A 24475-nucleotide genomic window follows, 5' to 3' on the forward strand; every position below is an offset into this window, starting at 1 on the left:
AATCTAGAGATGTGCAGTGTATTCGCTATGATGCAGTGAGTACACTGCACATAATGATTAAATCTTAAAAACAGATATACCATGAAAAAAAACAGATTTATTTGGATAACCAACCTGCTGCTGTTTCTTTGTACAGTACCAGTTCTGGCACAGATCAGGGGTAGTGAAATCCGGGTAGTAGTCTCTCCCGACCACACAGACTGGACATACCAGTTAAAAGAAAAATGTACCTTCACCGTACAGGTATACAAGGCACAGAACCTGCTTCCAGACGTAAAGATAGATTACGAATTGGGACCTGAATGGTACCCTACCGAACAGGAAGAAGGAGTCTTGCTGAAAGACGGAAAGAAGATACTGAGCGGCAGTATGGACAAACCAGGATTTTTCCGCTGCAAAGTAATAGCTCATGTAGGTGAAAGGACATACGAAGGCATGGCTACCGCCGCCTACGAACCGGAGAAAATCAAACCCTACGCAGTCGACCCCAGCGATTTCGATGCGTTTTGGGAAAACAGCCTGAAGGAAGCCCGTCAGGTTCCCCTGTCACCGACCATGGAACTCCTGCCGGAACGCTGTACAGACCTTGTGAATGTCTATCACGTCAGTTTCCAGAATATCCGTCAAGGGTCCCGTACCTTCGGCATCCTCTGCATGCCCAAAGCCCCCGGCAAATATCCCGCCCTGCTCCGTGTGCCCGGTGCCGGTGTCCGCCCCTATTTCGGCGATGTGGAAACGGCCTCGAAAGGGGCCATCACGCTGGAAATCGGCGTCCACGGAATCCCTGTCAACCTGCCACAAGCCATTTATGACGAACTGGCCCAGGGAGCACTTTACAATTACCAGTACCAGAATGACAACAACCGCGACAATATCTATTACAAACGGGTCTTCATCGGAGCGCTCCGTGCTGTCGATTTCATCGCCTCACTGCCTCAACACGACGGAAAGACCATCGGTGTAACCGGTTCGAGCCAAGGAGGTGCCCTCTCTATCGTTACAGCTGCCCTCGACAAACGCATCACCTTCTATGCCGCCATTCATCCGGCCATGTGCGACCATCGGGCACACCTGAACCACCGGGCAGGGGGATGGCCTCACTATTTCCGTTATTTCCCGAATCCGTCACAGGAACGGCTACAGACTGCCGACTATTATGATATGGTGAACTTCGCCCGCCGGATTACCGTTCCCGGATGGTTCAGCTGGGGATACAACGACGACGTATGTCCGCCGACCTCCACCTACGCTACCTATAACATCATCACTGCACCGAAAGAACTTCATCCGTATCTGGAGACCAAGCACTTCTGGTACGAAGAACAGTATGCAGCATGGAATCAATGGCTCTGGAAACAAATGGGATTATGAAAAGACTACTGACAGGATTGTGCCTGCTGTCCTTGTTGGGCAGCGGGCCTGCACAGGCAAAAGTAAAACTGCCTGAGATACTAAGCGACAACATGGTACTGCAACAGCAGACCGAAGTGAACTTATGGGGAACCGCCACACCAAACGCGAACGTACATATTTCTCCTTCCTGGAGCCGTGAGACAATAACAGTACAGGCCGACAGCAACGGAAACTGGACAGCCCGCCTTACGACACCGAGTGCCAGCTACACACCGCAACAAATTGATTTCTCCGACGGCGAACATACCCGTCTGGCCAATATCCTCATCGGTGAAGTATGGTTCTGTACCGGACAATCGAACATGGAAATGCCGTTGAACGGTTTCTGGAACTGCCCGATAGAAAATGCCAACGAAACCATTGCCACCGCCGGCGAATGGAAAGGAATCCGTGTAGCCACAATTGCCAAGACAGGGGCACTCACCCCACAGGAAGAGGCAAAGGGAAGCTGGCAGGAAACCAACCCCGATACAGCTCCGTGGTTCAGCGCCACAGCCTTCAGTTTCGCCCAAATGTTGAACCGGGTGCTTCAGGTACCGGTAGGTATCATCTCCTGTGCCTGGGGAGGTTCGCGGGTAGAAGGGTGGCTACCCGAAGAAATCGTTAAAAACTATCCGGACGTAGACCTGAAAAAGGAAATCCAAGCGCCTGCAGAAGGACAGGAATGGAATTACCTGACTCCTACCGTCATGTACAACGGAATGCTGAAGCCGTTGAGCCGGTATACCATAAAGGGTTTTCTCTGGTATCAGGGGGAATCGAATGTAGGGAAGCACGATACCTATACCGAACGGCTGAAAACAATGGTCGACCGCTGGCGAAAAGATTTTGCTCAAGGAGAACTGCCGTTCTATCTGGTAGAGATTGCTCCTTACGATTATGGCGAAGGGATTGGCGGAGCTTTGCTGCGTGAAGCCCAGTTCCGTGCCGCCACTACCATCGCTCACAGCGGCATAGTCTGTACCAACGATTTGGTCTATCCGTTCGAAAAGCCTCAGATACATCCTTGCCAGAAACGGGAAGTAGGCAACCGGCTGGCCTATCTGGCACTGAACAAGACCTACGGCTATCACAGCATTGCTGCCGATTATCCTACCTACCGCAGTATGGATATCCACGGTGATACCGCTGAAATCGCTTTCGACAATGCCAGCGACGGATTCAGTCCGTGGTCCGGTATCGAAGGATTCGAAATAGCCGGAGCCGACCGGACATTCCATCCGGCAACCGCCACGCTCGATACAAACAAGAAAACCATCCTGGTAAAATCGGATAAGGTGAAAGAACCGGTAGCCGTACGTTATTGCTTCCGGAATTTCCAGATAGGGAACCTGAAAAATCACCGGGGAATGCCGGTCATTCCGTTCAGAACCGACCGCTGGTAGCCCCATTTCCCAAAACAAACGTTTGTTTTACCTCAAACGAACGTTCGTTTATGATAAAACGTCCTCATGTTTTGCCTGAAACATGAGGACGTTTTTTGCCAGGTACAATCCATTGAATATCAGAAATCAACAAAGGGAAATCATCCAATATCCACGAAGTATCCTACGGATATACAAAAAGAATCCTGAAGAACATTCCGCTCTCCAGGATTCTACATCTTTTACCCCAAAACTAAAACCTTACCACTAATAAATCTATTTATGATTATCTGTTCGGAGTATCCCAGATTTTGGTTGCCGTACATTGCAAGTCAATCCACTGGTCTCCACACTTCACCTTGAAGTCTCCTTGTTCCAGTCTCCATTTTCCGTCATAACCGACAAAGGCCAAATCACTTCCCTTCAACTTCAGGGTCACTGTTTGGGTTTCTCCCGGCTGGAGCTCAATCTTTTCGAAGTTACGCAGACGGATGTTGTCAGGAGTACTGCTGGCCACCATATCTTTAGAGAAAAGCAGTACGCTTTCCTTTCCGGCCACCTTTCCGGTATTGGTTACATCGACTGTAAACACCAGTTCATCGTCGGCGGTAAACTGAGATTTATCCACCTTCAGGTTGCTATAGTTATAAGTTGTGTAGCTCAAACCGAAGCCGAACGGCCACTGTACATCCATCACGGCATCGTAGTTATAATTACCCCCCATCTGACCGATGTTTTCACAAGGTTTATAATCGTATGTAGCCAATGAATTGATGTATTTCGGATAAGTAAACGGCATCTTTGCACTGAAGTTGGCATCACCGGCCAGCAAGTTTGCCAAAGCGTCTCCACCGTAATTACCCGGTAACATGACATTGACCACAGCCTTAGCCAACGGTTCGATATCGTTGATGATACGCGGACGGCCTTGGTTCAATACCAGTACCACAGGTTTGCCGGTGGCAGCCAATGCCTTCACCAGGTTACGCTGATTGGCAGACATCGTTAGGTCGTTCATATTCCCCGGAGTCTCGCAATAAGAATTTTCGCCTACACAAGCGATGATGACATCGGCCTGAGCGGCAGCCGCAACCGATTTTTCGATTTCCGGCGCATTTTCTTCCCACCAGTTATCATTCTTATAAGGAGCGTAGGTTACCCCCGGTTCATAAATGATGTTTTCTTTTCCATATTTATTGCATAACGCTTCATAAATGGTGTTGTAGGCCTGCGCGCAGTCGTCTGCCCGGTGTCCTTGCCAGCTGTAAGACCAACCACCGTTCAGACAACGCATGGAATTGGCATTCGGACCGGCCAGCAGAATCTTCTTTCCTTTGGCCAAAGGCAAGATGTTTCCTTCGTTCTTCAACAATACTTCCGATTCTTCGGCAGCCTGCAACGCATCGGCAGCAAACTCGGCCGAACCGAATTTATCATAAGCCTTGATATCCCAATCCGGTTTTTCGAACAAGCCCAACCGGTATTTCAACCGGAGGACACGGGCTACCGCATCATCAATACGGCTCATAGGCACTTCACCCTCCTCGACCAGTTCTTTCAGATAATCGCAGAAGCTGACTTCATAAGGAACCATCGACATATCAATACCGGCATTGATGGCAATCTTGATAGCCTCTTTTTTAGTGGCGGCAATGTGGTCGCGCACACAAAGGTTGTTGATATCCGCCCAGTCGGTTACAATCATACCGTCCCAGTTCAAATCACGTTTCAGCCAATCGGTCAGCAGTTCCTTATTGGCATGGAAAGGCATCCCGTTATCTACAGCAGAATTGACCATCAGTGAAAGGGCACCGGCCTTGATGGCTGCCAGGAACGGAGCAAAATGCTTTTCACGCAAATCTGTACGGGGAATAGCCGAAGGAGTACGGTCTTTACCGGAAACAGGGACACCATATCCCATGTAATGTTTCACACAGGCAGCCACATGATTCGGTCCGATATGATTCGGGTCCGTTCCCTGGAAGCCCTGGATAGCGGCTACTCCCATCTCGGCATTTACGTAACAGTCTTCACCGTAATTCTCCCACATACGTGGCCAACGTGGGTCACGCCCTAAATCAACCACCGGTGCATAAGTCCAGGGAATGCATCCTGCCTTCGTTTCATAGGCCGAAATTTCTGCACCGCGACGAGTCAGCTCACGGTTGAAAGCAGCCCCCATATTAATTCCTTGCGGGAATAATGTTCCGTCCAGCGTATAGGTGGTACCATGAATCTGGTCTACACCATAAATACAAGGGATACCGATTTCTTTCATTGACTTGTCCTGGATCTGCTTGATAGCCGCAGCCCATACTTCTTTCTTTTGGGCGACGCTCAACGGTACATTCAGGATGGAACCTACTTTATATTTCCCGATAACCGTATCAAGCATGGCTTCACTCAACTTGAAACCATCCTTACTACCCGGAAAATCTGTCACTACATCGACTGTAATTTCACACATCTGACCGATTTTCTCCTCCAGTGTCATTTTCTTCAACCAGTTCTGGATATTCTGTTCGATAACCGGATCTGCCGGAATAGCCGGTGCGACCTGCTGGGACATTCCCGCTACATACGAACCGGCACAAAGGACTGAGGCGAGCGCCAAATTCTTAATCTGTTTCATATTCGTTCATTTTATGATATTAGATAGTTCGTTTACCTACAAAGATAACCATAAAAAAGACTTACCCAACCTTCTACAGCCGGTTGAAAACATTCCAGTCCCCAACTAAAAACATTTTACAACCACACAGAAGTACCAAGCCGTCTTTCTATTTGTACAAAAGTAGAAAGGATATCATTACCCACCTCATACTATCTTATCCAATCGTAACACCCAGCACACGTTAAAATCCTAAAAAACGCTAACAGAAACACAACCATGTATGCAAATTAGTTAATTTCGAACATTGAAACAATAACTCCTAAACATTATGAAAAACCTTTCTAACCTATTTTTGGGTGCTTTTGCATGCATTGCATTGACTATCACCCCAGTAAGCACTCAAGCACAATCATTGTCACCATCTACCAAATGGCATTGGGACAAAGGAACCATCGTTGTTGATACTCCAGAACGCCCGGCCGGACAAGAACATGTATTGGGACTGACTGTACCTAAAATGAATGTTGTCCGCGTAGGATTTGTAGGATTAGGTATGCGTGGCCCAGGTGCCGTAGAACGCTTTACCTATATTCCGGGAGTGGACATCGTGGCTTTGTGTGATTATGAACAGGAACGTGCAGAAAACTGCCAGAAATTCTTACGTAAGGCCAGCTTGCCGAAAGCAGACGTATATTCAGGTGCTGAAGGCTACAAAGCACTGTGCGAACGTGAAGACATTGACTTGGTATATATCGCAACAGACTGGGACCATCATTTCCCGGTAGCTAAATATGCATTGGAACATGGAAAGAACGTAGCCATCGAAGTTCCGTCTGCCATGAATCTGGAACAGTGCTGGGAACTCATCAATTTGAGTGAAAAGACACGCAAGCACTGCATGATTCTGGAAAACTGCTGCTACGACTGGTTCGAAATGAATACACTGAACATGGCACAGCAGGGCGTATTCGGTGAAATCCTGCGTGCACAGGGTGCCTACATCCATAACTTGAGTGATTTCTGGCCTTATTACTGGAAGAACGGCAAAGAAGACAAGTTAGGCTGGCGTCTGCGCTACAACATGGAAAACCGTGGCGATGTTTACGCTACTCACGGCTTAGGCCCTGTGGCTCAGGCATTGGATATTCACCGTGGCGACCGTATGACTACCCTGGTAGCTATGGATACCAAATCAGTTATCGGTAAAGAACTGGTTGAAAAAGCCAGTGGTGAGGCTTGCGACAATTTCCGTAACGGTGACCACTCTACTACGTTGATTCGTACCGCAAACGGAAAAGTCATCGAAATCCAGCACAATGTGATGACTCCGCAACCATACAACCGTCTGTATCAGCTGACAGGTACCAAAGGTTTCGCCAACAAGTATCCGATTGAAGGTTATGCAGTAGATGCTGCTCAAATGAGCGCTTCAGGTGTTCAGCCGAAAGTAGACAACCTGAGTTCACACTCTTTCTTGCCGAAAGAAGAAATGGATGCACTGGTAGCCAAATACGAACATCCGATTCTGAAGAAATACGGTGAAATGGCCAAGGAAGTAGGTGGTCACGGTGGTATGGACTTCATCATGGACAGCCGTCTGGTATACTGCCTGCAGAACGGTCTGCCATTGGATATGGACGTATACGACTTGGCTGAATGGTGTTCACTGGCCGAACTGGGTGCCATCTCTATGGATAACGGTTGTGCCGCAGTTGCCTTCCCGGATTTCACACGCGGTCACTGGAACGATGTAAAAGGATTCAAACATGCATTTGCTACTCCGGAAGCAGAAGCAGAAGCTATGAAAGCCGCTCAGGAAGCTACTGCCAAACTGAAAGAAGAAGGTGCTAAGGAATGGGCAAAAATCGCCAAGAAAGAAGCTAAAGAAGCAAAGAAAGTACGTAAGTAAACAATTGTTCTCTTAAATATAGTATTATTCTACGGGCTGTTATCTGTCATGTGGATAACAGCCCGTTTCGTTTAGAACCGATTACAGGAATATACAATTAGACAAACATCCAGCATAAAAAACCGGTATAAAGCCTTCAATAATTTCTTTTAGTTAGGAAATCAAGGAAAAAATTATATTTTTGCACAAAAGACAGAGCATAAAAGACAAAAATATGGGGACTTTATATTTATCAGTAGAACTGGCATTCGATATGTTGGCCTGTATCATCGGATGTGTCTTGACGTTTCAGGCAAAAGACAACAATCAGAAACGCTATTGGGGCATGATTGCCGTTTGTATCGGCGCAGTCTTCATTTGGGAAAATATCGGTTGGCTGATGATTGTAACAGATACTCCCAATTACCGCTTCACGGATTTACTGAACATTGAGAAAATGCTGAAATGGTATATTCCAGCCAGTATCGTCTGCCTTTTCCCAACAGCATCACTCTGCCCGGGGTATCTGACACCGTTCCGAATCCTGATTCTCCAGTTATTACCACTCATAACTGTCACTACCGGTTTAAGTTATCTTGGTTTCAACGGACACTTCACTCCTATCCTATCTCTTTCAGAAGTATTCCCGAACCTGGGGAAAACAGATGTACTCCTCCGATGTATCATATTCTTGATTACCATCATCACACCGACAGCCTTCGCGCTCTATCCCATTGCTCATCACAAAGCATACCGGAAAATCAACAAAGAAATGTATCTGTTCATCGGATTCATGATGTTGTTCCTCGTCATATACATTCTGTTTACGTTGAGTATCAATGAATTCATATTCAACTTATTCGGAATTACGGCCATCGTGTTTACCCTGGTTTTTTCTTTCGAATACCTGTTCAATGAGAATCCTTTCTCCACACATACTCAAATGCTCTACAACGAGAAAAGCCCGGAAAAAGTATCCACAGTCCAACAAAACGAGATGCAAGTACTCCCCCTTTTCGGCACCATAGAAGATACACTCAAACAGACCTTGGCATTCACTGACCAGCATTACAGCATCCAAGATTTGGCAACAACCTTGAACCAAAAAGAATCGTCTGTATCCGAAGCCATCAAAAGTAGCGGATATACCGGATTCCGGGAATACATCTGTTCATTGCGGTTGGAATTTTTCAAGCAGCTGGCAGATACATGCCCGGAGAAAAATGTCAAGGAACTGATGTTCCAATCCGGTTTCACTTCACGCTCCACCTTTTATCGGAACTTCATGAGAAAATACGGAGTATCTCCTCTGAAGTACCTGGAAAAATAACAGGAATGGCCTAGAAGCCAGCCTCAGAAAGTCCCAAAAGTAGTTTCATCCATCCAAAAGTGTCCCATTTCACACAAATGGGACACCTTTCCAAAAGTCATTTATCCGCCGAAATAACATTTTTCATAGCTTTGTGATAGTTCAATCTAATACTAATTTAAAACAACAGGTGTATGAAAAAACTATTTCTATTCATTGTGATGTGTTGCATCGCATCGGTGACAACATTTGCCCAAGAGAATAAGTGGGGAGCTGGTATAAATATCGGTTACGGAACTGACATTTCCAAACCTTTTATCGGTGTGAGAGCTCAATATGATATCATTGAGCAACTCAGCATAGCCCCGTCTTTCAATTACTATTTCAAGACTTCGGAGGACATAGGCTATGGTGAAGAAATAGATTACAATTATTGGGATATCAATGTAGATTTACATTGGAATGTACTGCATGGAGAAAGTTTCAAACTTTATCCGTTAGTGGGTCTGACCTACATGCACGGAAAAGCATCTTATGAAGGAGAAAGCGAAACTGACGGCTGGGTTGGAGCCAATGTCGGTGTAGGCGCACAACTCAATCTGGGCACTAACTGGTGCGTGGGAGTAGAAGCCAAATATCAGATTATCGAAGGTGGACAATTTGTCCCGTTGGCAACAATCATGTACCGATTCTAAGTTTTTGTCTGACAATTAGGTCACGCTGTGAAGCGCTTTGTCTGCAACATACCTTGGGGCTACCCCAAGGTATGTCTTTGCCTTATTCCAGATACAGATAATCATAATGTACCAACGGACGCTGGCCATGCATACCCAGCATCTCACGGGCTTCGGTCGAATCAACTGTGATACGGCCCACGCCAACCTGTCTGCCACGGGCATCCATGATTTTCACCAGGTCATCCTTTTCAAAATCACCCTCAATGCGAGTGACTCCTACCGGCAGTACACTGACAGCCTTTTTCCCTCTCAAAGCTGTTACCGCCTGCTCGTTCAGGTGCAGTTCTCCTTTAGCGAATCCTTCACTGTGAGCAATCCATTTCTTGACACTCGACACATCCGAGTCTGCCGGAATGAACCGGGTACACACAGTCTGTTCGGGATGTTGCAAAATATCAATCAGGATATTGTCCTTCTTCCCATTGGCGATGATTACCGAAATGCCTTCATCAGCAACTTTACGGGCTATTGTCGTCTTCGTGAGCATACCTCCTCGCCCGAAACCGGATTTCTCAGTTTGTATATAGTCTGACAAATCCTTTCCTTGTTCCACTTCCCGGATAACTGAAGTACCCGGCTGTGAAGGAGACCCGTTATAGATACCGTCGATGTTACTCAGAATAATCAGCGCCTGCATATCCATCATAGACGCAATCATGCCCGAGAGTTCATCGTTATCGGTAAACATCAGCTCCGTTACCGAAATCGTGTCATTCTCATTCACTATCGGAATAACTCCGTTTTCCAGCATCACCCGCATGCAGTTACGCTGATTCAGGTAATGGCGGCGGGTACCGAAACTTTCTTTCGTCGTCAGCACTTGCCCCACAGCAATACCGTGCTCGCGGAAAAGCTCATAATAACGGTTTATCAACTTGGCCTGTCCCACCGCTGAAAACAATTGCCGCTGGTCCACACTATCCAACTTCCGCGACGGTTTGATTTCGCTCCGTCCGGATGCCACAGCTCCCGAAGAGACCAAAACAATCTCTACTCCTGCCTTATGCAGTTCAGCTACCTGGTCGACTAAGGCAGACATACGGGTCACATCCAGTGTACCGTCTTTACGGGTCAGCACATTACTGCCTATTTTGACTGCTAGCTTTGTATACTGATAGTCCATGTACTTCTGATTTAAAATATTCTATACTGGAAGGCAAATATAGAGTTTTTGTATCAGATTTCGTATCTTTGTCGCACAAAACTAACAAAACGACCCGTTATGATAAAAGCCATCTTTTTCGATATCGACGGAACACTGGTTTCATTCCGCACACATACAGTTCCTGAATCCACCCGCAAAGCTTTGAAACAGCTCCATGAGCAAGGAGTCAAACTGTTCATCGCTACCGGACGCCCGAAACTGCTTATCAACAATCTCGATGATCTGGAATTTGACGGATACATCACCTTGAATGGCGCCCACTGTTTTACAGCCGACTATCACGACATCTACAAAGGAAGCATTCCTCCCAACGATATCGAACAATTGGTCAGCTACTGCAAAAATCATGATTACCCCTTTGTCTTTGTACACGACAACGAGTGGTTCATCACACACGTCAACGCCGACGTAGAAGAAATCAGCCGACTGATAGCCATACCGGTTCCACCGGTACGCCCCATTGAAGAAGCGCTCCAGACAGACATCCTACAGACGATGGGCTATTTCAAAGCCGAAGCCGATGAAGAGATTTTCCGACAGGTGCTTCCCCACTGCGAACCGATGCGCTGGCATCCGCTCTTTGCAGATATCATTGCCCGTGGCAACAGCAAGAGCCGGGGAATTGATGAAGTCATTGCCTATTACAGCCTTCGCCTGGAAGAGACCATGGCTTTCGGTGACGGAGGAAACGATATTCCAATGCTGAAACATGCCGGTATCGGAGTAGCGATGGGGAACGCCTCTCCGGAAATACAGGCTGCTGCCAACTACGTCACCACTTCGGTAGACGATGATGGTATCCTGAACGCTTTGCGTCACTTCAAGATACTTGCATAAGTATACGCATAAGAATCCACGGAACTATACTGGTTTGTAATTCCGAGGATTCTTATCCTTACCTGGCCTCATCAGCGCTGACTCAGCTTGGCCAGGTAATTATAATGTTCTCCTTCCAACACCTTTTCTGCAATAAACCCGAACTGAGAGGCATACATGCTTAATGTATCGAAGTCGATATACAGCCAATCGAAAGTATCTCCCTTCACTTGCTTGTATTGCATCCGGAAATCAATTTCTCCGTAATAATCAGCGGCCAGGTCAATCAGAAAACTGCCGTCCTCGTCTTCGAACAAGTAACGGAGGTCACTGGAATCCATCAATATACAACCACCGGGATTCAGCAGACATTTCATACGCTGGAAAAACACTTCCAAATTAGCCAGTTTACCGATAATACCTGAACCGTTCATCAGCATCAAGATGGTATCAAACCGCTCTACAAAATGTTCATCAAATAAATTCACTTGTCGGGCATCAAGTTCCCGTTCTGTCATTACCTGTACAGAAAGAAGCGAAATGTCGATACTCAGCACATCCTTCCCCATTTCCTGCAAGACCAGCGAATGACAACCGCTTCCGGCACCTACGTCCAGAATACGCCCTTGAGCCATCTGCAAAGCTCTCTGTTCCAGTTCAGGCATCTCCTCCAAACTACGAAACAAAGTTTCTACAGGAATCTCATCTTCATCAAACTGTGAAGAAAAGACACGTAATCTGCCTGTTTTTCCTTTTTGCCAATAATCCAGAATGGCAGCTCCCATCGGATCTTTTCCGGCTGCCAACAAATCTGTTTTCATACCACTATACTATAAGTTATGGCAGTAAAGATAATGAAAAGGTTTCAGATTTCAGCCTGTCGGGAAAAGTAAGGAAACAAGGTCTTATTCGTCCACTTGCAGAATTATTCTCCTACAGTTGGTTATTTATTCATGATTTTAAGAATAATTTAGAATAAACACACAAAAAATCGCAGTTTTATGCATCATAATTAAAAAATATCCGTACTTTTGCAACCTGTAAAGAATAATTATGCAATGAAGAACAAGAACAACAGACTGGATTCCATAAAGATGATTATCTCGTCCAAAGAGATCAGAAGTCAGGAAGAACTCTTGCAGGAGTTGTGTAAGGAAGGTTACCAACTGACACAAGCCACACTTTCACGCGACCTGAAGCAGTTGAAAGTGGCCAAAGCTGCCAGCATCAGCGGCAATTATGTCTATGTATTGCCCAACAATACCCTATACAAACGCATTTCTGATGTTCCGAATACGCACGACGGGCTCAGATACAACGGGTTCATGTCAATCGAGTTCTCAGGAAACATTGCGGTTATAAAGACACGTCCGGGATATGCCAGTAGCTTAGCCTATGACATCGATGACCATAATTTCCACGAAATCATCGGTACAATAGCAGGCGATGACACCATCATGCTCATCATCCGCGAGGGACATTCCCGCCACGATGTGATACACACCTTATCAAACCTCATTCCGAATATAACTAAATAACAACTAAATAAAAAATGGATAGCACTAAACCGCAAATAGATGTCATGGTAGCCGATGCTTCACACGAAGCATACGTTGATACCATCCTGGACACTATCCGGGAAGCCGCCAAAGTACGCGGTACAGGAATTGCAGAACGCACACACGAATATGTAGCTACAAAAATGAAAGAAGGTAAAGCCATCATCGCTTTGTGTGGCGACGACTTTGCCGGTTTCACTTACATCGAATCATGGGGAAATAAGGAATACGTAGCCACTTCGGGACTGATTGTACACCCTAAATACCGCGGTTGCGGTTTGGCTAAACGTATCAAACATGCCTCTTTTACACTGGCACGACTCCGATGGCCGAAAGCCAAAATCTTCAGTCTGACTTCAGGAGCAGCTGTCATGAAGATGAATACAGAACTGGGATACGTACCTGTCACCTTCAATGAACTGACAGACGACGAATCTTTCTGGAAAGGATGTGAAGGCTGTATCAACCATGAAATTCTTATGGCCAAAAACCGTAAGTTCTGCATCTGTACAGCCATGTTATACGACCCGTCCTTGCACCTGGACGATAAAGTCACCAACTTTTAAAATATACAGACGATAAGGAAACAGATTGGCCACACACCCAAAGATAGGCTATCCGCCGACTGCGACCTTAATCAATTTATCAAGTGAAAAACTAAAAAATCAGGAATATGGAAGAAAAGAAGAAAGTAGTAGTAGCATTCAGCGGTGGCTTGGATACATCATTTACAGTCATGTACCTTGCCAAGGAAAAAGGTTACGAGGTATACGCGGCTTGTGCCAATACCGGCGGATTCAGCGAAGAACAACTGAAGAAGAACGAAGAAAATGCCTACAAATTGGGCGCCACAAAATATGTAACTCTTGATGTAACCCACGAATATTACGAAAAGAGTCTGAAATACATGGTATTCGGAAATGTCCTGCGCAACGGTACATACCCTATATCTGTAAGTTCAGAACGTATCTTCCAGGCACTGGCTATTGCCCGTTACGCCAACGAAATCGGTGCACATGCTATAGCACATGGCTCAACCGGCGCCGGAAACGACCAAGTACGATTCGACATGACCTTCCTGGTTATGGCCCCTGGTGTAGAAATCATTACCCTGACACGTGACATGGCTTTGAGCCGTGACTATGAAATCAACTACCTGAAAGAGCACGGTTTCGAAGCTGATTTCACCAAACTGAAATACTCCTACAACGTAGGTATCTGGGGAACCTCTATCTGCGGAGGCGAAATCCTTGACTCTACCCAAGGATTGCCGGAAAGTGCTTACTTGAAACAGGTAACAAAGACCGGAAGCGAACAGCTGAAGCTGGAATTCAAGAAAGGTGAACTCTATGCTGTAAACGGAGAAGTGTTCGAAGACAAAATCAAGGCTATCCAGAAAGTGGAAGAAATCGGTGCCGCCTACGGTATCGGCCGTGACATGCACGTAGGTGATACGATTATCGGTATCAAAGGACGTGTCGGTTTCGAAGCCGCTGCTCCGATGCTGATTATCGGTGCCCACAAGTTCCTTGAAAAATATACATTGAGCAAATGGCAGCAATACTGGAAAGACCAGGTAGCCAACTGGTATGGTATGTTCCTGCACGAAAGTGAATACCTGGAACCGGTGATGCGTGATATCGAAGCCATGCTTCAGGAATCACAGCGTAACGTAAACGGTACAGCCATTCTGGAACTGCGCCCATACTGCTTCTCTACCGTAGGTGTTAACTCGAAAGATGATTTGGTGAAGAACAAATTTGGCGAATACGGCGAAATGCAGAAAGGCTGGACTGCCGAAGATGCCAAAGGATTTATCAAGGTACTTTCTACTCCACTTCGTGCCTATTACGCCAACCACAAAGACGAAGCTGACGTATGATAAGAGCAGGTATTATCGGAGGAGCAGGATATACGGCAGGCGAACTGATTCGCCTGCTCATCAACCATCCGGATGTAGAAATCAAATTCATCAACAGTTCCAGTAACGCAGGCAACAAGATTACCGATGTACACGAAGGCTTGTACGGCGAAACCGACTTGGTCTTCACGGACGAGCTTCCGCTCGACAGCATCGATGTTTTGTTCTTCTGCACCGCTCATGGCGATACAAAAAAGTTTATGGACAGCCATCAGGTACCGGAGGATCTGAAAATCATCGACCTGTCAATGGACTACCGCATCAAGAGCGATGACCACGATTTCGTTTACGGTTTGCCGGAACTGAATCGCCGTGCCATCTGTCACAGCAAGCATGTAGCCAATCCGGGATGTTTCGCCACCTGTATCCAGCTGGGCTTACTGCCACTGGCTAAACATCTTCTGCTGAACGATGACATCTCCGTTAACGCCATCACCGGAAGTACAGGAGCCGGCGTGAAACCAGGAGCTACCAGTCACTTCAGCTGGCGAAACAACAACCTGAGTATCTATAAACCGTTCAGCCACCAGCACGTGCCTGAAATCAAGCAGTCACTCAAGCAGTTGCAGAACAGTTTTCAGGCCGATATCGATTTCATTCCATACCGTGGCGATTTCCCGCGCGGAATCTTTGCTACACTGGTGGTCAAAACCAAGGTAGAACTACCGGAAATCATCAAGATGTATGAAGACTATTATGCGGAAGACTCGTTCACACACATCGTAGACAAGAACATCGACCTGAAACAGGTAGTGAACACCAACAAATGCCTTATCCATCTGGAAAAGTTCGGCGACAAGCTACTGATTGTTTCCTGCATCGACAACCTGCTGAAAGGTGCCAGCGGACAGGCCGTACATAACATGAACTTGATGTTCAATCTGGAAGAAACGACCGGTCTTAAACTGAAGCCGAGCGCATTCTAAGGAAAAATAATTAAAGTAAAAATTAAAAACAGAGGATCATGTCAATCGTACATGTACTTCGTTTTTAATTTTTAGTTGTTAATTTTTTAATTGAGAGACATGAAATTATTCGACGTATATCCACTGTTTGACGTAAACATCGTCAAAGGAAAAGGTTGTCACGTATGGGACGACAAAGGCCAGGAATATCTGGATCTGTACGGAGGACATGCCGTCATCTCCATCGGCCATGCACATCCGCATTACGTAGAGGCTATCAGTAAACAGGTAGCTTCGCTGGGATTCTATTCCAATTCAGTCATCAACAAGCTGCAACAGGAAGTAGCAGACCGTCTGGGAGCCATGTGCGGCTATGACGATTACCAGCTCTTCCTCATCAATTCGGGTGCTGAAGCCAACGAAAATGCGCTGAAACTGGCATCCTTCTACAACGGACGTACCCGTATCGTCTCTTTCGCAAAAGCCTTCCACGGACGTACTTCACTGGCCGTAGAGGTTACCAACAATCCGAAAATCATCGCTCCTGTAAACGATAACGGACACGTAACCTACCTGCCGTGGAACGATGTAGATGCCATGAAGGCCGAACTTGCCAAAGGAGACGTCTGCGCCGTCATCATTGAAGGAATCCAAGGTGTGGGAGGTATCCAGGTACCGGCACCGGGATTCATGCAAGCCATCCGTCAGGCCTGTGACGAAAACGGAACAGTATTGATATTGGATGAAATCCAGTCAGGCTATGGCCGAAGCGGTAAGTTCTTCTCACACCAGTATGACGGCATCCGCCCGGACATGATTACTGTAGCCAAAGGTATCGGTAACGGATTCCCGATGGCGGGAGTGCTCATCAGCCCGAAATTCACTCCGGTATACGGACAGTTAGGTACCACATTCGGTGGAAACCACCTGGCATGTGCGGCAGCCATCGCTGTACTGGATGTCATGAAGGCAGAAAATCTGGTAGAGAACGCCGCTCGTGTAGGTGCTCACCTCATGGAAGAACTGAAGAAATTCGAAGGCATCAAGGAAGTACGCGGACGCGGTCTGATGATCGGACTGGAATTTGAAAACCCCATCAAGGAAATCCGCCAGAAACTGCTGTTCGAACAGAAAGTATTTACCGGAGTCAGCGGTACAAATGTTATCCGTCTCCTTCCGCCGCTCTGCCTGAGCATGGCCGAAGCCGACGAATTCCTGAACCGTCTGCATAACGTACTGAAATAATAATCAGCATACAGATTTTCTCTTTAGAAGCCTGCTCTCATTGGGGAAGCAGGCTCTTTTTTTAAGGATTCCTCCCCCTTCTCATGACATCCGGCAGCCTATCCATCCTGCACTGTTCCGCATGCGGTTCTTACCATCTCAGACCAATCATCCAAGCGTTGGGTATCGCTACTCCATAAAAAATCATCGGAACCGGAAGCTTGCAGAAGGGTTTCAAATCCTTGAAACGAATCTACAGGTTCCAATTCCGATGAAACTAACGCAACGATAAACAGACAGCTAGTATAAGAAAAGTTCCCCTCGCAGTGCATCCACTACCTATATGAAGATGTGAAAAGAATTGATTATGAATGTGAAAAGATTAAATCTCAGGACACACTGCAGAAAGGGGAACATTATATTTTACCCGTTCCTTCCACCTCCCAGAGCCTGATACAAGTTAATCAGACTTTGGATTTCCTTGAACTGGTTGGCCGTTTGCGACAATTGAGCCGAAAGCAGGCTCTGACGGGCAGTCAATACTTCCAGATAGGTAGTATTTCCGTTCTCCATCAAAAGCGATGTACCGGTATAGGCACGTTCCAGTGCAGTAATCTGATGCCGGTAATTCTCTTTCTTCTTCTTGCTGGTCTGATAAGATACCAGCGCGTCGTTCACTTCAGAACCGGCATTCAGCAACTGCTGGCGGAAAGCCAGAAGCGCTTCTTCCTGCTGTGCCTTGGCGATACGACGCTGTCCGATAAGGGCCCCCCGGTTAAACAGCGGCTGGGTAAGTGAAGCCAGAGCCGATGTGACGAACTTGGCCGGATTCGTAATGATAGACCCTACCGAGTTAGTCCATCCGGCACTTCCACCCAAAGTGATGGAAGGATAGAAAGCCGAATTGGCCTGATTGGTCACATAAAAGGCCTGTTCCAACTGCCGTTCAGCCATGCGGACATCGGGGCGCTGTGAAAGCATACGCGACGGTATCCCTGTAGACAGTTCGGAAGTGAATTCCTGCTCGGACAATTTTCCCCGTTGAAAGCTATGCGGAGTCTCGGCCAGCAACAGCGAAAGGCTGTTTTCCACCTGACTGATTTGTTCTTCCAAGTCGATAACGGAATTCTCCACTTCGTAATAAGTTCCTTTCATCTGAGAGACTGCCGTTTCATCAGCCAGACCGGCATCCATCAAAGCTTGCGTAGATGCCACTGTCTCTTTCCAGCTGGCAGCGGTCTCCCGCGAAATGGCCAGCTGTTCATCCAGCATCAACAAGGTATAATAGTTATTGGCGATGTTGGCTATCAGACTGGAGTAGACCGCCTGCTGATAGTCTTCGCTTTGGGCATAAGCGGCTTTCGCCTGCCGTTTGGCATTGCGGAGTTTACCGAAGATGTCCAACTCCCAACTGGCCGTAACCGGCAAAGTATAGGTACGGGACACTTGACTCTCCACTGTTCCCAGGCTTCCTTGCGGAGCCAGTGCGAACGACGGGAGGAAAGCCAGTTTGGCCGAAAGCAGAGCAGCCTGTGCCTCTTCGATGCGTAGTCCGGCAGTCAGCACATCGGTATTTTGCGCCAGTCCTCGCTCTATCAGTTCCTGCAGATAAGGATCACTGAAGAAATCGCGCCAGCCGATGTCTCCCAGACCGACCGTATCGGTGGCCACCGTTTCCGCCTCATCACCATACAGATTATCGGGGACGGTGGTCTGCGCTTCATAGCGGGTATAGATTCCGCAACCACTCAACAGGAGGGTTGCGCCGAATGCTAGGATATATTGTTTCATATTCATCAGGATTTCTGTTGGTTTTCCGTATTAAAGGCACTCTTTTCTATCAGTGTCTGTTCTTTTTCGTAGAGGAGCTGCGCATCGGGTTCCTTCTGCATCGGGCCCCGCAATTTTTCCTGCAGGTACTCGAAAACGATGAAGAATACCGGTACTACAAACAGCAGGGCCAATGTTCCGATAAGCATACCACCTACCACACCCGTAGCCAGTAAACTGTTTCCGTTGGCTCCAGCACCGGTAGAGAACATCAGCGGCAACATACCGAATATCATACAGAGCACCGTCATGATAATCGGACGGAAACGTGCCTGGGCGGCAGAATAGGCTGACGAAATGATACCCATACCTGCCCGACGGCGTTCGATGGCATATTCTGTAATCAGGATGGCTGTCTTAGCCAACAGACCAATCAACATGATGGCACCCGTCTGCAGGTAAATATTGTTTTCCAGTCCGGCCAATCGGGCAAAGAGGAAGCTACCCATCAATCCGAACGGTACAGAAAGGATGACTGCCAACGGTACCCAGAAGCTTTCGTACAGACAGGCAAGAATCAAGTAAATCAGCACGACACAGAGCGTATAGATGAAGACTGTCTGCGCACCGCCGCTGCTGGCCTCTTCACGGGCCATACCTCCGTATTCGTAACCGTAACCGGATGGCAACGTCTGGGCAGCTACTTCCCGGATGGCCTGCTGCTCTTCACCGGTAGAATAACCTTCTGCCACATTCACATTGACATTGATGGTATTGTACAGGTTGAAACGCTTGGCGATTTCCGCTCCAAGTACAGAACGGAGCGTTACAAACTGACTGACAGGAGCCATCTCATCGCCGTTACGCACGAACATGTTGTCCAAAGCATGTTCATCCAGACGTGAAGCCGGGTCAGCCTGAATCATTACACGGTATACCTTACCGAACTTGTTGAAGTTTGATACATACGAACCACCGCAGTAAGCTCCAACCACATCCAGTACATCGTTCGGGCTGATACCTGCCCGCTTACATTTGGCAGCATCCACATCGACAGCTACCTGCGGGAAGTTCATGGCATAAGAGCTGTAGGCCATGGCCACCTCCGGACGCTGGTTCAGAGCACCGATGAACTCGTTCACCGAATTGTAGAAAGTCTCCATCTCGCCTCCGGTCTTATCCTCCATGTAAAGCTCGATGGCGTTACCGGTTCCGTATCCCGGAATCATGGCCGGCTGGAAGCAGAATACCTGTGCCTCCTTAATGGCGCTGAAGCGCTCGTTCAGCCGTTTCATCACGGCCTCTACCGTATGTTCCTTTCCTTTTCGTTCATCCCAGTGATACAGACGGATAATGACACTTCCGTACGAAGTTCCCTGGCCGGACAGCAATCCGTAACCGGTAATACGGGAGAAGTGTTCTATCTCCGGTGTATCCTCCAGAATATCCTGTACTTTATCCATCACCTTATTGGTCTCTGCCAATGAGTTACCCGGCGATGTACTGATATTCACCATCATGGTTCCCTGGTCTTCCTGAGGTACCAGACCGGTCTTGGTAGTAGCCATCAACCAAACCAGCAGCGCACAAGCGATACCCAGCGAGGTCCAAACCATCCACCGGTGGTGGAAGAAGAACATCAGGCCTTTCTTGTATTTGCCCATCATGGCATTGAACGAAGCGTTGTAAGCGGCGCGGATGCGACTGTTCAGGCTACGGGCATTCTGCTTACCGCTCGAAGGTTTCATCATCATGGCACACAAGGCCGGACAGAGAGTCAAGGCGTTCAGACAGGAGATACCTACCGCCACAGCCATGGTAATACCGAACTGGGTATAGAATACACCGGAGGTTCCTCCCATGAAAGTTACCGGAATAAATACCGCCATGAAGACAAAGGTACAGGAGACTACCGCCATCGTCACATCGCTCATGGCATCCTTGGTAGCCAGATACGGCGAACTGTAACCCACATCAAACTTGGCTTGCACAGCCTCAATCACAATGATGGCGTCGTCCACCACTGTACCGATGGCCAATACCAAGGCAAACAAGGTCAGGATGTTGATACTGAATCCGGCCACCGACAGAAAGGCGAAAGTACCAATCAACGAAACGATGATAGAGATAGACGGAATCAACGTACTCTTGAAGTCGTGCAAGAAGAAATATACCACCAGAATCACCAGGATAATGGCGATAACCAAGGTTTCGATTACATTATGGATAGAAGCGAACAGGAAGTCGTTCACACTCATCATCTGGATAAACTCCGTTCCCTCAGGCAGTTCTTCGGACATCTCGTCCAGCAGCGAAGTAATCTCTTCGTTTACCGCCGTAGCGTTGGCGCCGGCTACCTGAAAGACCATGAAAGTAACACCCGGTACTCCGTCCGCTTCACCGTGGAAGCTGTACGATTCACGTCCCAGTTCTACTTCTGCAATGTCTTTAACCCGAAGTACCGAACCGTCTTTCTGTGAACGAATCACCATGTTCTCGAATTCTTCCACACTCTTCAGACGACCCTTGTATTTCATGGTATACTGGAACACGTGGTCGGAACTCTCACCCAACGAACCGGTTGGAGCTTCGATATTCTGCTCACCCAAAACGGCCGTTACATCCGAGGGCACCAGTCCGTACTGAGCCATTTTGTCCGGCTTCATCCAGATACGCATACTGTACGTATCGCCCAACAGCTGTACATCACCTACACCCTGGATACGTTTGATACGGGGAATGACGTTAATGTCCAGATAGTTGGCCAGGAAGGTCTCGTCATACCGCTTGTCAGGACTGATCAAACTGTTGATCTGCAAGAAGCTGTTCTGCCGTTTCATGGTACTGACTCCGATAGCCGTCACTTCCGACGGAAGCAGACCTTGTGCCTCGGATACACGGTTCTGTACGTTCACGGCCGCCATATCCGGGTCGGTTCCCTGTTTGAAGTAGACCAGAATTTCCGCTGTACCCGCATTCGTGGCGGTAGAAGTAATGTAAATCATGTCTTCCACACCGTTGATGCTTTCCTCCAGCGGCATGATGACACTGTTCATCACCGCCTCGGCATTGGCACCCGTATAGGTAGCATCTACCTTGACGGTAGGCGGCGCTATATCCGGATACTGTTCTACAGGTAGTGTATACAATGAGATGAATCCTACAATCAGAATCAGTATCGAGATAGACAAGGCCATGACCGGCCTTTTGATAAATATATTTCCTTTCATAAGCCTCCCGTTTATTTAACCTGTGTGCCTTCGCGGACCATACCGGCTCCGTCTGAAATGATTTCATCGCCAGCCTTCAAGCCTTCCAGTACAATGTATTCCTTCCCGTCGTTCACCGGAGCCACTTTAATCAACGTAGAGACAGCCTTCCCGTCCACTACCTTGTAGACAATCAGTTTATCCTGCAACTGTACGGTAGCTCCCTGCGGAATGATGATACAGTCTGTATAAGTACTGGGGATAAGTACGCTGCCCGATGCTCCGCTGTGCAGCAACCGTTTAGGATTCGGGAAAACGGCCCGTACTCCAACCGTACCGGTCTCCTTGTCGATGACTCCACTGATGGATTCTATCTTGCCGCTCTCTTCATAGGCAGTTCCGTCATTCAGCTGCAGACGGATGGCAGGCATCTCCTGCAGCGCCTTCTCTATCGTACCGTATTGGCGGGCCAGCGACAGGAACTGATTCTCGGTCATGGAGAAATAAACATACATATCCGAATTGTCGGAAACGGTAGTCAACGGCTGAGGCATACTCGGGCTGACCAATGTACCTACCCGGTAGGGAAGCATACCTACCATACCGTTGCTCGGACTCTTCACTTCGGTATACGACAGGTCGTTGCGCGCGTTCACTTCCTGTGCCTCGGCCTGTGCCAGTTGTGCCTTGGCCGTCAGATAAGAATTTTCACTGGTCTGCAGGTTGAAATCGGACACCACTTTCTGTGCATACAGCTTCTGTGTACTCTTATAGGTCAATTCGGCTGTAGCCAGGCTGGCTTCGGCCACTTTCACGTTTGCCACCGCTGTTTCGAGTGCGGCCTTATAAGGAACCTGGTCTATCACAAACAGTACCTGTCCTTTCTTGACGGCATCTCCTTCCGATACATTCAACTTCACAATATATCCCGAAACCTGAGGGAAAATATCAATATCCTACCTTTCTTCGATGGAAGCCGAATACGAAGTGACGATTTCCTTATTCTGTCCCGCACGGACAGTAGCCAAGGTATATCCTTGCTGTTTCGTCTCTTCTTTCTGCCCGTTCTGGCAGGAGGTTCCACAAACGGCACAGCCGATGAACATCATCAACCATACCTTTCATTTGATTCTTTTCAGTGTCATATTCATTCGATTAAAAAATTTGCGCAAAAGTACCACCTTACCCGCAGACAGAAGGAACAGATTTTCAGCCAGAAATATTCCATTTTCCACTTCCGGAACGCTTAATTTCGTTAAAAGGAGAAAATGAAACAGGAATGGAAGAAAATAGAATAGCGATACCCGGATAAAAATCTCACCTTTGCAAAAAAAAGGATGGAAGAGGAAATCAGACTGATGGACATCAAAGCCCTGCAGGAATATAGCCGGCAGGACAGCTGTATAGACGACTATCTTTTCATGACAGACCGGCTGGAAAACATGCTGGCCGGTGAAAAGAGCGCCCGGACAAAAGTATTTCTGATGATATACTGTACCAGAGGTGAAGTGAATCTGGAACTGAACAACAAATCCTACCGCCTGCAGACAGACGACCTGCTGGTAGGTCTACCCAATACGTTCATCGGAAAGATACTTGCCTCACCCGATTATCAGGTCAAGATTATCTGTCTTTCCGGACGCTTCATACAGCGGCTCACACAGACAGAGAAATACACCTGGAAGTCTTTCAACTACCTGCACCGGAATCCCATCAAACATCTCGGTGAAAAGGAGAAAAGTCTTTTCCGTCTGTATCTGAACCTGATAGAGAACAAGATTACACAGAAGGAGAATCCTTATCAGAAAGAGATTCTGCTCTACCTGTCATCGGCATTCTTTACCGAATTCATCGCCGCCATCGGAAAAGATACCATAAGTCCGGAAGAAGGGACACGCCAGCCGGTCAACCAGCCGGATTTCATCTTCAAACGCTTCATGGAAGCGCTGACTTCCGACAACGGCCGGCACCGTACCTTGGCGTATTATGCCGAACAGTTCAACTATTCCCCCAAATACCTGTCCCGTATCATCAAGCAGGTGAGCGGGAAGAATGCATTGACACTGATTCATGAAAATGCCATCGAATGCATCATCCACGAACTGAGGTATTCCAACAAAAGCATCAAGGAAATAGCCATCGCGTTCGAGTTCTCGAACATCTCGTTCTTTGCCCAATACGTGAAGAAACACCTGGGAGTCACTCCGTCCGAATACCGGAGCAGCCATCCGTTTACGGCAGACCCAAAAGAACAGGACTTGCCTACCGACTGAAAACAATCTTTAAAAACCAACATATATGAACAAAACCAAATTTTTCATTGTCAGCATTCAGCGTGACTACATCGTAAGGTTCCATGCTCAGGCAGAGGACCTTGTTCTCGGTTTCCAGAACAGATACCCCGGATATCTTTTCCATGTAAAGAAGATAGAAGCCCATCTGTTCTGTTTCTCGGTCGTTCCTCCTGAAGAGGCGGACGAAGCCCAGACATCCGCTTATACGGCCGAACTGAAAAAGTGTGTATTCGAGGACCTTATTCCTTCCGAACACATCCATCTGGAAGCCTCTAACCTGTAATGAA

General features: G+C 47.5%; 18 protein-coding genes and 1 pseudogene. 13 read left to right on the forward strand and 6 right to left on the reverse strand.

Annotated elements, in window-relative coordinates; all coding sequences use genetic code 11:
- Window positions 1-81 precede the first annotated feature (81 nt).
- Together C510_RS0103960 and C510_RS0103965 are read left to right on the forward strand one after the other, a co-directional pair.
- A complete protein-coding gene (locus C510_RS0103960) occupies window positions 82-1371 on the forward strand; it encodes an acetylxylan esterase (RefSeq protein WP_018710037.1) in 1290 nt (429 codons plus the stop codon).
- Window positions 1368-2798: a sialate O-acetylesterase gene (locus C510_RS0103965; protein ID WP_018710038.1), complete on the forward strand. Its 1431-nt coding sequence runs from the start codon at window positions 1368-1370 to the stop codon at window positions 2796-2798. The genes C510_RS0103960 and C510_RS0103965 overlap by 4 nt, the downstream gene beginning before the upstream one ends.
- Before the next feature lie 265 nt (window positions 2799-3063).
- On the opposite strand, the gene C510_RS0103970 is transcribed toward C510_RS0103965, so the two are convergent.
- A complete protein-coding gene (locus C510_RS0103970) occupies window positions 3064-5409 on the reverse strand; it encodes a glycoside hydrolase family 3 N-terminal domain-containing protein (RefSeq protein WP_018710039.1) in 2346 nt (781 codons plus the stop codon).
- Between the two features lie 310 nt (window positions 5410-5719).
- Here C510_RS0103970 and C510_RS0103975 point away from each other — a divergent pair, with 310 nt between their 5' ends.
- The 3 genes from C510_RS0103975 to C510_RS0103985 all read left to right on the forward strand — a co-directional run bounded on the left by C510_RS0103975 (window position 5720) and on the right by C510_RS0103985 (window position 9283).
- The gene (locus C510_RS0103975) at window positions 5720-7300 is read left to right on the forward strand and encodes a Gfo/Idh/MocA family oxidoreductase (RefSeq protein ID WP_018710040.1); all 1581 of its coding nucleotides are present in this window, start codon (window positions 5720-5722) and stop codon (window positions 7298-7300) included.
- A 214-nt stretch (window positions 7301-7514) separates the two neighbouring features.
- Window positions 7515-8609, forward strand: coding sequence for a helix-turn-helix domain-containing protein (locus tag C510_RS0103980; RefSeq protein WP_026320090.1), 1095 nt, complete (start codon window positions 7515-7517; stop codon window positions 8607-8609).
- 173 nt (window positions 8610-8782) lie between these two features.
- Entirely contained in the window at window positions 8783-9283 is a 501-nt protein-coding gene (locus C510_RS0103985; protein ID WP_025892245.1) for a porin family protein, read from the forward strand.
- Window positions 9284-9365: 82 nt separating this feature from the next.
- Here the strand turns inward: C510_RS0103985 and proB are convergent, their stop codons facing one another.
- The gene (proB, locus tag C510_RS0103990) at window positions 9366-10448 is read right to left on the reverse strand and encodes a glutamate 5-kinase (protein WP_018710043.1); all 1083 of its coding nucleotides are present in this window, start codon (window positions 10446-10448) and stop codon (window positions 9366-9368) included.
- Between the two features lie 99 nt (window positions 10449-10547).
- On the opposite strand from proB, the gene C510_RS0103995 reads away from it, so the two are divergent.
- Entirely contained in the window at window positions 10548-11327 is a 780-nt protein-coding gene (locus C510_RS0103995) for a Cof-type HAD-IIB family hydrolase (RefSeq protein ID WP_018710044.1), read from the forward strand.
- A gap of 71 nt (window positions 11328-11398) precedes the next feature.
- Here C510_RS0103995 and C510_RS0104000 read toward each other — a convergent pair whose 3' ends face one another.
- Window positions 11399-12127, reverse strand: a complete 729-nt coding sequence (locus C510_RS0104000; protein WP_025892244.1) for a class I SAM-dependent methyltransferase — start codon at window positions 12125-12127, stop codon at window positions 11399-11401.
- Between the two features lie 237 nt (window positions 12128-12364).
- On the opposite strand from C510_RS0104000, the gene argR reads away from it, so the two are divergent.
- The 5 genes from argR (at window position 12365) to C510_RS0104025 (ending at window position 16936) form a co-directional block, all read left to right on the forward strand.
- Window positions 12365-12844, forward strand: a complete 480-nt coding sequence (argR, locus tag C510_RS0104005; RefSeq protein ID WP_018710046.1) for an arginine repressor — start codon at window positions 12365-12367, stop codon at window positions 12842-12844.
- A 14-nt stretch (window positions 12845-12858) separates the two neighbouring features.
- The gene (locus tag C510_RS0104010; RefSeq protein ID WP_022339161.1) at window positions 12859-13431 is read left to right on the forward strand and encodes a GNAT family N-acetyltransferase; all 573 of its coding nucleotides are present in this window, start codon (window positions 12859-12861) and stop codon (window positions 13429-13431) included.
- A gap of 107 nt (window positions 13432-13538) precedes the next feature.
- The gene (locus C510_RS0104015; RefSeq protein ID WP_018710048.1) at window positions 13539-14747 is read left to right on the forward strand and encodes an argininosuccinate synthase; all 1209 of its coding nucleotides are present in this window, start codon (window positions 13539-13541) and stop codon (window positions 14745-14747) included.
- A complete protein-coding gene (gene argC / locus C510_RS0104020; protein ID WP_018710049.1) occupies window positions 14744-15712 on the forward strand; it encodes an N-acetyl-gamma-glutamyl-phosphate reductase in 969 nt (322 codons plus the stop codon). The genes C510_RS0104015 and argC overlap by 4 nt, the downstream gene beginning before the upstream one ends.
- Before the next feature lie 99 nt (window positions 15713-15811).
- On the forward strand, window positions 15812-16936 hold the full coding sequence (locus C510_RS0104025) for an aspartate aminotransferase family protein (RefSeq protein WP_018710050.1): 1125 nt from the start codon (window positions 15812-15814) through the stop codon (window positions 16934-16936).
- A 402-nt stretch (window positions 16937-17338) separates the two neighbouring features.
- On the opposite strand, the gene C510_RS0104030 is transcribed toward C510_RS0104025, so the two are convergent.
- The 3 genes and pseudogenes from C510_RS0104030 to C510_RS16090 form a co-directional block, all read right to left on the reverse strand.
- On the reverse strand, window positions 17339-18706 hold the full coding sequence (locus C510_RS0104030) for an efflux transporter outer membrane subunit (RefSeq protein WP_026320091.1): 1368 nt from the start codon (window positions 18704-18706) through the stop codon (window positions 17339-17341).
- A gap of 5 nt (window positions 18707-18711) precedes the next feature.
- A complete protein-coding gene (locus C510_RS0104035; protein ID WP_018710052.1) occupies window positions 18712-21915 on the reverse strand; it encodes an efflux RND transporter permease subunit in 3204 nt (1067 codons plus the stop codon).
- Window positions 21916-21926: 11 nt separating this feature from the next.
- Window positions 21927-23003: pseudogene (locus tag C510_RS16090) on the reverse strand (efflux RND transporter periplasmic adaptor subunit).
- Window positions 23004-23231: 228 nt separating this feature from the next.
- Between C510_RS16090 and C510_RS16095 the strand changes: the two are divergent.
- A complete protein-coding gene (locus tag C510_RS16095) occupies window positions 23232-24167 on the forward strand; it encodes a helix-turn-helix domain-containing protein (protein ID WP_018710055.1) in 936 nt (311 codons plus the stop codon).
- Window positions 24168-24192: 25 nt separating this feature from the next.
- Window positions 24193-24471, forward strand: a complete 279-nt coding sequence (locus tag C510_RS0104050; protein WP_018710056.1) for a hypothetical protein — start codon at window positions 24193-24195, stop codon at window positions 24469-24471.
- Window positions 24472-24475 lie beyond the last annotated feature (4 nt).

Origin of the sequence: Phocaeicola barnesiae DSM 18169 = JCM 13652 (assembly GCF_000374585.1) — a bacterium.
In the GTDB taxonomy this organism is placed as follows: domain Bacteria; phylum Bacteroidota; class Bacteroidia; order Bacteroidales; family Bacteroidaceae; genus Phocaeicola; species Phocaeicola barnesiae.

What these genes read in the sequence shown, in the direction of transcription:
- C510_RS0103970 (WP_018710039.1), bottom strand. Translation starts at nt 5,409, where the DNA reads ATGAAACAGATTAAGAATTTGGCGCTCGCCTCAGTCCTTTGTGCCGGT.
- C510_RS0103985 (WP_025892245.1), top strand. Translation starts at nt 8,783, where the DNA reads ATGAAAAAACTATTTCTATTCATTGTGATGTGTTGCATCGCATCGGTG.
- proB (WP_018710043.1), bottom strand. Translation starts at nt 10,448, where the DNA reads ATGGACTATCAGTATACAAAGCTAGCAGTCAAAATAGGCAGTAATGTG.
- C510_RS0104050 (WP_018710056.1), top strand. Translation starts at nt 24,193, where the DNA reads ATGAACAAAACCAAATTTTTCATTGTCAGCATTCAGCGTGACTACATC.
- C510_RS0103995 (WP_018710044.1), top strand. Translation starts at nt 10,548, where the DNA reads ATGATAAAAGCCATCTTTTTCGATATCGACGGAACACTGGTTTCATTC.
- C510_RS0104025 (WP_018710050.1), top strand. Translation starts at nt 15,812, where the DNA reads ATGAAATTATTCGACGTATATCCACTGTTTGACGTAAACATCGTCAAA.
- C510_RS0104030 (WP_026320091.1), bottom strand. Translation starts at nt 18,706, where the DNA reads ATGAAACAATATATCCTAGCATTCGGCGCAACCCTCCTGTTGAGTGGT.
- C510_RS0104000 (WP_025892244.1), bottom strand. Translation starts at nt 12,127, where the DNA reads ATGAAAACAGATTTGTTGGCAGCCGGAAAAGATCCGATGGGAGCTGCC.
- C510_RS0104015 (WP_018710048.1), top strand. Translation starts at nt 13,539, where the DNA reads ATGGAAGAAAAGAAGAAAGTAGTAGTAGCATTCAGCGGTGGCTTGGAT.
- C510_RS0104035 (WP_018710052.1), bottom strand. Translation starts at nt 21,915, where the DNA reads ATGAAAGGAAATATATTTATCAAAAGGCCGGTCATGGCCTTGTCTATC.
- C510_RS0103960 (WP_018710037.1), top strand. Translation starts at nt 82, where the DNA reads ATGAAAAAAAACAGATTTATTTGGATAACCAACCTGCTGCTGTTTCTT.
- argR (WP_018710046.1), top strand. Translation starts at nt 12,365, where the DNA reads ATGAAGAACAAGAACAACAGACTGGATTCCATAAAGATGATTATCTCG.
- C510_RS0103975 (WP_018710040.1), top strand. Translation starts at nt 5,720, where the DNA reads ATGAAAAACCTTTCTAACCTATTTTTGGGTGCTTTTGCATGCATTGCA.
- C510_RS0104010 (WP_022339161.1), top strand. Translation starts at nt 12,859, where the DNA reads ATGGATAGCACTAAACCGCAAATAGATGTCATGGTAGCCGATGCTTCA.
- C510_RS16095 (WP_018710055.1), top strand. Translation starts at nt 23,232, where the DNA reads ATGGAAGAGGAAATCAGACTGATGGACATCAAAGCCCTGCAGGAATAT.
- argC (WP_018710049.1), top strand. Translation starts at nt 14,744, where the DNA reads ATGATAAGAGCAGGTATTATCGGAGGAGCAGGATATACGGCAGGCGAA.
- C510_RS0103965 (WP_018710038.1), top strand. Translation starts at nt 1,368, where the DNA reads ATGAAAAGACTACTGACAGGATTGTGCCTGCTGTCCTTGTTGGGCAGC.
- C510_RS0103980 (WP_026320090.1), top strand. Translation starts at nt 7,515, where the DNA reads ATGGGGACTTTATATTTATCAGTAGAACTGGCATTCGATATGTTGGCC.